The sequence below is a fragment of the Tenacibaculum sp. SZ-18 genome (assembly GCF_002813915.1).
GTDB lineage: Bacteria > Bacteroidota > Bacteroidia > Flavobacteriales > Flavobacteriaceae > Polaribacter.
The window spans coordinates 3,703,216-3,715,747 of sequence record NZ_CP019335.1; the positions used below are offsets into that span (position 1 = coordinate 3,703,216).

The following is a 12,532-nucleotide window of genomic DNA, read 5'->3' on the forward strand; positions in this document are numbered from 1 at the left end:
TTATTTACGTTTTTTTTGATATTTGTTCACGTTTTTAGAATCACCAAGCCCTTGGTAGGCTTTAATTAGTTCATTATAAAAACGATTTGTTAATGCTTTATCATCAATTACAAAATCAATACCATTTTGCAGACTTTCAACTGCTTTTTTAAATTGTTTGTTTTTATTTAACGCTTTTCCGTTCATTAAGTACACAATAGGTTGTGCAGGGAACAAAGACAGTCCTTGTTCACTATAAATTAATAACGAGGCATCATTTTCCTTATCTAATGAATCTAGCAATTTTGTTAAAACTTGAAAGGACTTGTTTTTTTTAAAGAGAGTCTTTAAATTTTCTTTTTTTGTATTTTGAGTTATTGCTTCTAGCTTTCTGGTTTTTGCCATTGGAAACATACTTCTTTTGATAGCACGAAGACGTGAATCTAACATTTTAGCCTCAGCAAGTTCATCTAAAAGGCGAATTGCTGATTGCCTGTCATTGTTTTGTAGATGAAGAAAAACAAGAGCACGTTTTTTCTTTGGAAATTTTTTAGCTATTATTTTTTGAGTTTTAATAGCATCAGGGAAGTTTCTGTTTTTTTTATGAATAGCAACAATGTGCTCTAATATCCAAAGATTATCTTTCTCTTGAGAAAGAGCCTCTTCTCCATAGATTAGAGCTTCTGGAGTTTTATTGAGATAATAATAATTTTTTGATAATTCAAAAAGTACTGCTTTATTGTTTGGAAGAATTGTGTTACATTCTTCTAAATAATCAATAGCTTTCTGATAATTGTTTATTGCTTTTTCCGTTATTGCTTCAAAGAAAAACTCTTCGAATTTCAACATTTTTTTCTCGCTGACACTGGCATCTAAAACAATACTGTCTTGAGCGAATGAGAATTGAGAAATAAAAAAAATCAATAAACACCAACGTAAAATATTGGTGTTTAATGTATTGTTTTGTTGTGTATTATATAAGTTCTGTATAATCACCGATGCTAATTGATGTAAACTCTCCGTTATATTTTGCATAATTACCAATCATGGCATTGTCGAAATTAGCATTACTAATTTGAACATTAGTTTGAATTAAAGAGTTGGTAATAGTAGCATTTTCTACTACACTATTTTCTCCAATTGAAACATAAGGACCAATTTTAGCATTCTTGAGAACGACATTTTTTCCAATGTAACATGGCTGAATGATTTCTGAATTTTCTAGAACAGCATCTTTGGAAACTAAGTTATTCCCATCAGCTTCTTCAAAAGTTAAAACTTGTTTATTAGTATCAACGGTTGGGTCCTTCTTTCCACAATCCATCCAGGCATTTACTTTTCCTGGTATAAATTTAGCACCTTGTTTTTTTAAAGACTCTAAAACATTTGTTAATTGATACTCATTATTTTCTTTCAAGTCGTTATCAATTAAATATTGTATTTCTTCTTTTACTTTATCTCCATCTTTAAAATAATAAATTCCGATGATTGCTAAATCAGAAACAAAATGTTTTGGTTTTTCTATAAAATCAGTGATGAAACCATCTTCTAATTTTACAACACCAAAAGCACTTGGGTCTTCAACTTGTTTTACCCAAATAGCTCCGTCAGCATTCGCGTCGAGAGTGAAATCAGCTTTAAATAAGGTGTCTGCATACGCTACAACGCAAGGCCCACTTAATGAGTCTTTCGCACAGTAAATTGCGTGAGCAGTTCCTAGAGCTTCCTCCTGAACATAAACAGATCCTTTTGCACCTAACCCTTTGGCAATTTTGATAAGTTTATCTTTCGTGTCAGATGGGAAACCTTTTTTTGCTGGACCGATAACAAAAGCAATCTCTTCAATTTTTTGATCAATTACTTTACTGATGTCTTCAACTAGTCGTTGAACAATGGTTTTTCCAGCAATTACGGTTAAAGGTTTTGGCGTTGTTAAAGTGTGAGGTCTCAAGCGAGAACCAATACCTGCCATTGGAACAATAATCTTCATTAATTCTTTCTTTTGTTTTTCAGTGATGCAATATACTACTTAATTAGGGTAAAATAAATTTTAAACTTCTTTTGGTACTGCATCTATTAAGGTTTTGGTATATTCATTTTTAGGGTTTTTGTATAGTTCGTCGGCTTCACCAATTTCTGTAATTTCTCCTTTGTTCATTACTATGACATTGTCAGACATATACTTAACTACCGATAAATCGTGAGAAATAAAAAGGTAGGTAAAACCGAAATCTTTCTTCAAATCATTTAATAAATTTAAAACTTGAGCTTGAACCGAAACATCTAATGCAGAGACGGATTCGTCACAAATAATAAATTTAGGTTGTAGCGCTATTGTTCTTGCAATTCCAATTCGTTGTCTTTGTCCTCCTGAAAATTCGTGAGGAAATCTGTTGAAATGCTCTTCTTCCAAACCTACTTTTTTAAGAACTTCAATAACATAATTTTTTCTCTCTTTGTATGAAGTCAGTATATTGTGAACTTTCATCGGTTCAATAATAGCTTCTCCAACAGGAATCCTAGGATTCAATGAAGAAAACGGATCCTGAAAAATAATTTGAATTTCTTTTCTCAGCTTTTTTAAACTTCTCCTTTTAAGAGTCGTAATATCTCTTCCCTTGTAATAAACAGATCCTGAAGTTGCTTTTTCAAGTTGTAAAATAGTTCTTCCTAAAGTTGTTTTTCCACAACCAGATTCTCCTACTAAACCTAATGTTTCTCCTTCATAAATGGAAAAAGAGACATTATTAACAGCTTTTACGGAAGCGGGTTTTTTAAATAAAAAAGAATTTGAAATAAATTCTTTGTGTAAATTCTTTATTTCGATTAGTGGAGGCTTACCGTAAATTTCTTTATGATATCTAGCTCTATCTTCAAAACTTTTAATGGTTAAATCAATAGAATCGTTTAAAAAGTCTTCTACTGTTGGTAATTTTTTTAGACGATTATCTGAATTTGGTTTGGAATTTATAAGTGCTTTCGTGTAATCTTTTTGTGGGTCTTTGAAAATTTCTTCGGAGGAATTATATTCTATTATTTTTCCTTTTTTAAGAACAACAACTTCGTCGGCAATTTCTCGAATCAAGTTTAAATCGTGAGAGATAAAAAGAATACTCATTTGAGTTTCTTTTTGCAGTGTTTTTAAAAGAGAAATAATTTCTTTTTGAACGGTAACATCAAGAGCTGTAGTCGGTTCATCAGCTATTAAAAGTTGAGGTTTTAAAGCTAGAGCCATGGCAATCATTACACGTTGTTTTTGTCCGCCACTTATTTGATGAGGATATGATTTGTATATGTCTTTGGGTCTGGGAAGTTTCACTTGTTCAAAAAGCGAAATGATCTCTGCTTCAATTTCTGTTTTGCCTAGTTTAGTATGGTTTTTAAAGACTTCAAAAAGTTGATAACCGCAAGTCAAGCTTGGGTTTAATGAAGTCATGGGTTCTTGAAAAATCAAAGATATTTCGTTTCCCCGAATTTTTAGGAAATCAGCTTCACCAAAGTTTAGAATATTATTATTTTGAAAAGAAATAGTTCCTTTAAAATGGATATTATCTCCTGAAAGTAACCCCATTATACTCAAGGACATAATCGATTTTCCGCTTCCGCTTTCTCCCACTAAACCAAGAATACTATTATTCTTAATTGTGAAATTTATTTTTTTAAGAATAGGTTTATTTTTAATGGAAACTGAAAAATCTTTGAGAATTAGCATTATTTAACTTTAAGGTTACATTTTATTCAACAAAGATATTGGTTGTTGTAAAAATTTGTATGAAATCAAACAAACATTTTGATTTAAGTAAAAAAAAATTATATTTGGCGCACTATTAACAAAATTTTAAGGTTTGTTTTAACATTTTTTAATGTGAATCTACTTTAAGTTTTATTTAACTCAAAATAACCCTTCAAAAATGAGAAACAAGTACACTGCAAAGTTACTGCTTTCTGCTGGTATGCTAGTTTTTGCTAGTAATGCATTTGCACAAAGTGAGGAGCAAATCCAGAAAATTCGTAGTGAATACGATTTGGTAAAGCTTCAAACAATTCAAAAGAATCTACAAAACAAGGAAAATCTTCAAAAAAAGGAAGCAATGAGAATTGCTCAACAAAAAGGATGGAAGACTACCATCAAAAAGGAAGACGGAACTTTTATGGAATTACAACGTGTAGTTAATGGAAAACCAATATATTATACTACATTTAACGTTGATGCTGCAAGATCCACAAGAACAGATCACTTACATTCAGGAGGTTCGTTAGGTTTAAATTTAATGGGACAAGGAATGACCGCCAATGTTTGGGACGGTGGAGGAACACGTAACACTCACCAAGAATTTGATGGTGCAGGAGGAAACAATCGTGTTTCTACAATTGACGGTTCTACGCTAAACGGGAACAGTTTTCATGCCCAGCATGTTACGGGAACAATTGTTGCTTCGGGTGTTGTTGCAGATGCAAAAGGTATGGCGCCGCACGCTAAGGCAAGAACTGCTGATTGGAATAACGATAAATCCGAAGCTACTACAGAAACTGGAAACGGAATGATTCTTTCAAATCACTCTTACGGTTATGCTTTTAGAAACCAATTTGGACAAGTTCAATTACCACAGCATTTTTTTGGTGGATATATTGAAGAGTCTCGTGATTGGGATGAAATCTTATTTAATGCTCCAAACTATTTAATGGTTGTTGCTGCTGGTAATGACGGTAACGATAACTCAGCAAATCAAAATCCAACAGGAGGATCGGGATGGGATAAATTAACTGGACATTCAACTTCTAAGAACAACTTAGTAGTAGCAAATGCTCAGGATGCTAATATTGACGCAAATGGAAACTTAGTTTCTGTTTCAATAAATAGTTCAAGTAGTGAAGGTCCTACTGATGATATGCGTATTAAGCCAGATATTACTGGAAATGGTACAGGAGTTTATTCAACTTATGATAATAATGACAGCGCCTATAATTCAATAACAGGAACGTCAATGGCTTCTCCGAACGTTACAGGTTCATTATTATTACTACAACAACACTATGGAAATTTAAATGGTGGTAGTTTAATGAGAGCTGCAACATTAAAAGGTTTAGCACTTCATACAGCAGATGATGCAGGTGCTGCTGGTCCGGACGCAGTTTTTGGATGGGGTCTTTTAAATACTAAAAGAGCTGCTGAAGCTATTACAGCAAATGGTAATGGTTCTAAGATTGAGCAGCTAACATTAACAAGTGGACAAACATATACTATTACTGTGGATTCTGATGGAACAAGTCCATTATTAGCTTCTATTTCATGGACAGATAGACCAGGTACCGCAAATACAACGGTTAACTCTACCACACCGGTATTAGTCAACGATTTAGATATCAGAGTAACAAAAGGAAATACAACATATTTACCATATGAATTAACAGGACCAACATCTAGTGCTTTAAGAGATAATAATGTTGATCCGTATGAAAGAGTAGATGTAAATGGAGCATCAGGAACTTACACAATTACTGTAACTAACAAAGGAACATTAGTTGGAGGAAGTCAAGCTTTTTCTTTAATTGTAACAGGTGTTACAGGAACTCCTGCAGTTTGTAATGCAACTACTCCAACAGGAGTTGGTGTAACGGGTCTTTCTCAAACAGGAGCTACTGTAAACTGGTCAGCTGTCGCTGGAACTACTTATGACGTTAGACACCGTCCAGTTGGAGGTTCATGGACTGTAAATGCGGTGACTGGAACATCTACTTCTTTGTCTGGTTTAACTGCTGGAACTCAATATCAAGTGCAAGTCCGTAGTAAATGTCCTAATGGAACAAACTCATCTTACAGTACTACGACAACATTCACAACTGTTGCACCAACACCATGTGAGTCATTACCATATGCTGAAAGTTTTGAAAGTAATGATGGATGGACTCAAGTTTCAGGAGATGATGGAGATTGGGTAAGAGATAGTGGAGGAACACCTTCTTCAACTACTGGACCAAGTTCAGGAGCAGATGGATCTTTCTACATGTTCTTAGAAGCTTCGACTAATAATAGTCCAGGACAAATAGGAAACAACGCTACTGCAATATTAGAAAGTGGATGTTTCGATTTATCTGGAAAGTCTGAGGCTACTTTTGCATTTAAAAACCACATGTATGGTACAAATATGGGATCTTTAACAGCTCAAATTTCTACTAACGATGGATCAACTTGGACAAATATTTGGACTCAATCAGGAAACCAAGGAAACCAATGGAATTCGGTTTCTGTTAATTTAAATAGTTATGTAGGATCAACAATCAAGTTAAGATTAGTCGGTACTACAGGTAATAGCTGGAGAAGTGATGTTGCTATTGATGATATAGAAATCACGGCTGTTGATGCAGGATCAGATACACAAGCACCATCTACGCCATCTAATGTTCAAGCCTCAAATATTTCACAAACTACTGCCACTTTAAGCTGGAATGCTTCTACTGATAATGTTGGAGTAACAGGTTACGAAATATTCCAAGGGTCTTCAAGTATAGGAACAGTTACTGGAACTTCTGCTAATTTAACAGGTTTAGCATCTGGTACTTCTTACACTTTTTCTGTAAGGGCTCAAGATGCTGCAGGAAATGTTTCTAATGCAGGTTCTGTTACGTTCTCTACTGTTAATCCAGCTCCAACGTATTGTACTTCTAGTGGAAATAGAACATCATATGAGTGGATTGATAACGTAGAATTAGGAGGAATTTCAAATGCAACAGGTGCAGGAAGTGGATATTCTGACTTTACAAATTTAGTTGGGAACTTAGCACAAGGAAGCACAAATACTATGATTGTAAGTGCTGGATTTAGTGGATCTTCATATACAGAATATTGGGCAGTATGGATTGACTTTAATCAAGATGGAACATTTGCTGATAGTGAAAAGGTAGTTTCAGGTTCGTCTTCTAGTGCGAATAACCTATCGGCTACTGTGAATGTACCTTCTAATGCTGTTTTAGGTCAAACCAGAATGCGTGTTTCTATGAAGTATAACAGCGCTCAAACTGCTTGTGAAAACTTCGGAGATGGAGAAGTAGAGGATTATACTATTAATATTACATCTTCTTCAAACAGTTTATTTACTACGTTTAATAGCACAAATGCTGATGCTCTGGGTAATGAAGTAGCAACTACGTTTACTGCTTATCCAAACCCAGCAAGAGATATTATTCAAGTGAAGTCTAGCAACAGAAATGTTGGATTAGCTTCATATAGAATTTTAAATTCAATTGGGCAAACTGTTCAATCTGGAGAATTAACAAATGATAGAATTAATGTTTCGAAACTTGGCTTAGGTATGTATATCCTAGAAGTTAATGACGGACAAAAATTATTTAATACTAAATTGGTTAAAAGATAGAAACCCTTCAATTTTACTTAAACCAAGAATAAAACCCGAGCTTTTGCTCGGGTTTTTGCATTTTTAAATTGTATTTTTTTTGCAATCCATAACGATATTTTTACATAAAATTTAACATAAACTTACAATCTATACAAAAATTTAACAAAAAATATAAACTATGTGAACGTTGAAGTATATTTGGACACCTTGATTACCCCTTCTATAAATTCTTCAATAAGAGCCCTAATAAGTTGTGGTAAATCAAATAGTTTAACGAAAACCATTAAAACCCTTCAAAGAATGAAGAAAATTACTTTATTATTTCTTTTCATTGCGGGTGCACTTTTTTCTCAACAAAAGAGAAACTGTCACTCCATGAATAATTTAGAATTTAGACAACAAAAAAACCCTGCCATCAAACAAAAAATGATGGAAATTGAAAAGTTTACTCAGAATAAACTTTTACAAATGCAAAACCTTCAAAAAAAGGTAGATGGCGAAATTATTAAGATACCTGTAGTTGTACATGTAATCTATAGTAATGCACAAGAGAACATTAGTGTTGCGCAAATTCAATCTCAAATTGATGTACTAAATGAAGACTTCAGAAGAACTAATTCCGATGCAAATAACAAATGGTCTCAAGCAGCAGATACTCAAATTGAGTTTGCATTAGCAGCTATTGATCCAAACGGAAATCCTAGTTCTGGTATAACAAGAAAAGCTTCTACTAGAACTTCTTGGGGAACTAACGATGCAATGAAAAGTACTGCACAAGGAGGTGTAAGTCCTTGGGACACTTCTGAATATTTAAACATGTGGGTTTGTAATATTGGAGGAGGAATTTTAGGATACGCACAATTTCCTGGTGGTAGTGCTGCAACAGATGGAGTGGTTATGAGTCCACAATATTTTGGAAGTTCAGACAAAGGTTCTGGTTTTTATTTATCAGCTCCTTTTGATAAAGGTAGAACGACTACCCACGAGGTTGGACACTTTTTGAATTTACGTCACATTTGGGGTGATGGTGGATGTTCTGTTGACGATTTTGTTTCTGATACACCTACTTCTGATGCACCAAACTATGGGTGTGCGACAGGACATGTGTCATGTGGTTCCGAAGATATGGTTGAGAACTTTATGGATTATTCTGATGATTCCTGTATGAATTTATATACAGTGGGACAAAAAAATAGAATGAGAGCTGTTTTAGAAGCTGGAGGAGTTAGAAGAAGTTTAGCTTTATCTGATAAGTTCTCTCCAGCAGTATGTAATGCAACTACACCAACTGGAGTTAATGTATCAGGAGTTTCATCTTCGGAAGCTACTGTTTCTTGGAATGATGTTTCTGGAGCTACTTTTGATGTAAGATTCCGTCCCGTAGGAACTAGTTCTTGGACTGTAAATGCTGTTTCTGGAACATCAATTACCTTATCGGGTTTATCTGCTTCAACACAATACCAAGTACAAGTAAGAAGTAAGTGTTCTTCAGGGAACTCTTCGTATAGTTCAACAGTTAATTTTACAACTACTGAAGTACAGTTAAATTACTGTGATTCAAAAGGTAATAATGTAAACGATGAATATATTGGAAGAGTTGCTATTGGATCAATTAACAATACTTCTGGAAACGGAAATGGATATTCCGATTTTACTTCGCAGTCTACCTCTTTAGAAAAGTCAGCCTCTGCAAGTATTACAATTACACCTATCTGGACGGGTACTGTTTACAGCGAAGGTTATGCAGTATTTATTGATTATAATCAAGATGGAGATTTTACAGATAGTGGTGAAACAGTTTGGACGCAATCTGCTACACAAAATACACCAGTTTCTGGATCATTCGCTATTCCTGCTGGAGCAACTGAAGGAGCAACAAGAATGCGTATATCTATGAAGTATAATGGAGTGCCTACTTCATGTGAAACATTCTCTTACGGAGAAGTAGAGGATTATACAGTTGTAATTGTCGCTGCTGCGCCAGATACACAGGCGCCTTCTCAACCTTCAAATTTACAAGCTTCGGCCGTTACGCAAACTACGGCAACAGTAAGTTGGAATGCTTCTTCTGATAATGTAGGAGTTACAGGTTATGAGGTATTTAGAGGTTCTACTAGTTTAGGGACTATAACTGGAACTTCAGCGAACTTAACAGGGTTATTGGCAAATACTTCTTACACAGTTTCAGTAAGAGCTAAAGATGCTGCAGGAAACCAATCAAATGCTGGATCAGTTACATTTACAACTTTAAGTAATCAAGTTTCATATTGTGCTTCAAGTGGAAATAGAGTTACTTACGAATGGATTGATAATGTAGAATTAGGAGGAATAGCAAATGCAACTGGACGTAATGGAGGATATGGAGATTTTACGGATCAAGTTGGAACATTGGCTCAAGGAAGTTCTAATACAATGATTGTAAGTGCTGGATTTAGAAGTACTGCATATACTGAATATTGGGCAGTTTGGATTGACTTCAATCAAGATGGAACATTCTCTGAGAGTGAAAAAGTAGTTTCTGGATCTTCTTCTAGTGCAAATAACTTATCTGCTACAGTAAATGTACCTTCAAATGCAGTACTAGGAAATACGAGAATGCGTGTATCTATGAAGTACAATGCAGCACAAACAGCTTGTGAAAACTTTGGAGATGGAGAAGTAGAAGATTATACAATCAATATTACAAGCTCGGCTCGTCAAGATTTAGTGTCGTCAGGTGCTGATGCATTAGGAAATGAAGCTGCGATAGATTTATTAGCATTCCCTAACCCAACAACTAACTTTGTTCATGTGAAATTATCTAATAGAGCTGCTGAAATATCTTCATACAGTATTATGAATACAATCGGACAAACAGTTCAACAAGGCGAACTTACCAATGGAACAATTAACGTTTCTAATTTATCATTAGGAATGTACATTTTAGAGGTAAATGATGGTCAAAAATCATTTAAAACTAAATTATTGAAGAAATAATAGATGTCCTTACCCTATTATTAACATTAAAAATCCGAGCAATTTGCTCGGATTTTTAATTTTTTGGTGAATCCATCCATATAACTCAGTAATATATATTTATAATAAATATGTCAATTCGAGTGAAATTCTGAAAAGAATCATGGATTATATTCTTCATTAATCAAAATTGCTGTTCTCGTTGTAATTTTCAATTGAAACTAGTTCGAAATGAAAATTTCGATTATCATCAGCCTAATGTTCAACTCACTTTAATAGTTGATGTCAATAAAATATATCGCTCTTAAACACTACCTTTGTGTGCTTACATGCGCTAAAATTATATTATGAATTACCTTACTGTTGAAAATATTTCTAAAGCTTACGGAGAACGCGTTTTATTTGAAGACTTATCTTTTGGAATTAACAAAGATCAAAAGATTGCTTTTGTAGCGAAAAATGGCAGTGGTAAAACATCTATTTTAAATATTGTTGCAGGGAAAGATGTTCCAGATTCTGGACAAATTGTAAGTAGAAAAGGAATTCATATTGCGTACTTATCTCAAGAACACCATTTTGATGTGAATAAATCGATTGAAGAAACTATTTTCGCAACAGAGAACAAGATTCTTCCGATTATTCAAAAGTACGAAGATGCCTTGCAAAATCCTGATGATGCAGAAGCATATCAAGCAGCTTTTGATTTAATGGATCAACACAATGCATGGGATTTTGAAACACAATACAAACAAATTCTATCGAAGTTAAAATTAGATAAACTAAAGCAAAAGGTGGGAACACTTTCTGGTGGACAGAAAAAGCGTTTGGCGTTGGCAATTATTTTAATTAACAAACCAGATTTATTAATTCTTGATGAACCAACCAATCACTTGGATCTAGAAATGATTGAATGGTTAGAATCCTTTTTTGCTCGCGAAAAAATCACCCTTTTTATGGTTACGCACGATCGTTACTTTTTAGAGCGTGTGTGTAATGAAATTATAGAATTAGATAATGGACAATTATACAAATACAAAGGAAACTACTCTTACTACCTGCAAAATAAAGAAGAACGAAAAGCTTTAGAAGCGACTAATTTAAGCAAGGCGAAGAGCTTATATAAAAAAGAACTGGATTGGATGCGTCGTCAGCCAAAGGCACGTACTACCAAATCAAAATCTAGAATTGATGATTTCTTCGAAATCAAAGCCAAAGCACATCAGCGCCGACAAGAACATGAAGTTCAGTTAGAAATTAACATGGAGCGTTTGGGAAGTAAGATTGTAGAGTTACATAAGTTGAGAAAATCTTTTGACGATAAAGTTATTTTAGATGGTTTCGAATATGTTTTTAAAAAAGGAGAGCGTATTGGTATCATTGGTAAAAATGGAACAGGTAAATCATCATTTTTAAATTTACTAACAGGACAAATTCCTGTTGATGGGGGAAAAATTGTAGTTGGTGAAACCGTAAAGTTTGGCTATTACACACAAAAAGGAATCAAGATAAAAGAAGGTCAGAAAGTCATTGAGGTGATTAAAGAATTTGGGGAAGAAATTCCGTTAACGAAAGGAAGAAGAATTTCTGCGGCGCAATTACTAGAACGTTTCTTATTTGATCGTAAAAAGCAATATGATTTTGTTGAAAAGTTAAGCGGAGGTGAGCAAAAGCGTTTGTATTTATGCGCGGTGTTGATACAAAACCCGAATTTTTTGATTTTAGATGAGCCCACCAACGATTTAGATGTGGTAACCCTAAATGTTTTAGAAAACTTTTTGTTGGATTATCCTGGTAATTTAATGGTGGTTTCTCACGACCGTTATTTTATGGATAAAATTGTGGATTCTTTGTTTGTATTTAGGGGAAATGGAGTATTGGAGAACTTTCCTGGAAATTACTCTGATTTTAGAGCTTATGAAGATTCTAAAACCCCAGAACCTAAAATTGAAAAAACAGCTCCTTTAAAACGCGAAAAAACACCTCAGAAAGGAAAGTTAAGCTATAATGAGAAGCGTGAGTTTGGAATTTTAGAAATTGATATTGAAAAACTTCAAAAAAAGAAAACTGAAATAGAAGGGCAATTCGCTAACGGTAGCATTGCTACTGAAGACATTAACGACAAATCTGTAGAGCTTCAACAAATCATAGAAAACTTAGAAGCCAAAGAAGAACGTTGGTTTGAATTGTCGATGAAAATGGAGGTGTAAAGTTAGACAAGATAATATTTATTGTCTTTAAACAGT

General features: G+C 34.0%; 6 protein-coding genes. 3 read left to right on the top strand and 3 right to left on the bottom strand.

The window, feature by feature from the left end; genetic code table 11:
• Genes BTO06_RS16850 through BTO06_RS16860 form a run of 3 tightly spaced genes read right to left on the bottom strand, consistent with a single transcriptional unit; the run spans nt 1 to nt 3,691 of the window.
• Nucleotides 1–1,014, bottom strand: a complete 1,014-nt coding sequence (locus BTO06_RS16850; RefSeq protein WP_198517103.1) for a tetratricopeptide repeat protein — start codon at nt 1,012–1,014, stop codon at nt 1–3.
• Nucleotides 953–1,969 (bottom strand): sugar nucleotidyltransferase, encoded by a 1,017-nt coding sequence (locus BTO06_RS16855; protein ID WP_100926412.1) that lies wholly within the window; start codon nt 1,967–1,969, stop codon nt 953–955. Before BTO06_RS16855 ends, BTO06_RS16850 begins: the two co-directional genes overlap by 62 nt.
• 60 nt (nt 1,970–2,029) lie before the next feature.
• Nucleotides 2,030–3,691, bottom strand: a complete 1,662-nt coding sequence (locus tag BTO06_RS16860) for an ABC transporter ATP-binding protein (RefSeq protein WP_100926413.1) — start codon at nt 3,689–3,691, stop codon at nt 2,030–2,032.
• Nucleotides 3,692–3,890: 199 nt separating this feature from the next.
• Between BTO06_RS16860 and BTO06_RS16865 the strand changes: the two genes are divergently transcribed.
• The 3 genes from BTO06_RS16865 to BTO06_RS16880 all read left to right on the top strand — a co-directional run bounded on the left by BTO06_RS16865 (nt 3,891) and on the right by BTO06_RS16880 (nt 12,496).
• Complete coding sequence (locus BTO06_RS16865; protein ID WP_100926414.1) at nt 3,891–7,352, top strand: GEVED domain-containing protein; 3,462 nt, start codon at nt 3,891–3,893, stop codon at nt 7,350–7,352.
• Nucleotides 7,353–7,634: 282 nt separating this feature from the next.
• Nucleotides 7,635–10,310, top strand: a complete 2,676-nt coding sequence (locus BTO06_RS18850) for a GEVED domain-containing protein (protein WP_232731487.1) — start codon at nt 7,635–7,637, stop codon at nt 10,308–10,310.
• Between the two features lie 326 nt (nt 10,311–10,636).
• Nucleotides 10,637–12,496, top strand: a complete 1,860-nt coding sequence (locus tag BTO06_RS16880) for an ABC-F family ATP-binding cassette domain-containing protein (protein ID WP_100926415.1) — start codon at nt 10,637–10,639, stop codon at nt 12,494–12,496.
• Nucleotides 12,497–12,532: the final 36 nt, after the last annotated feature.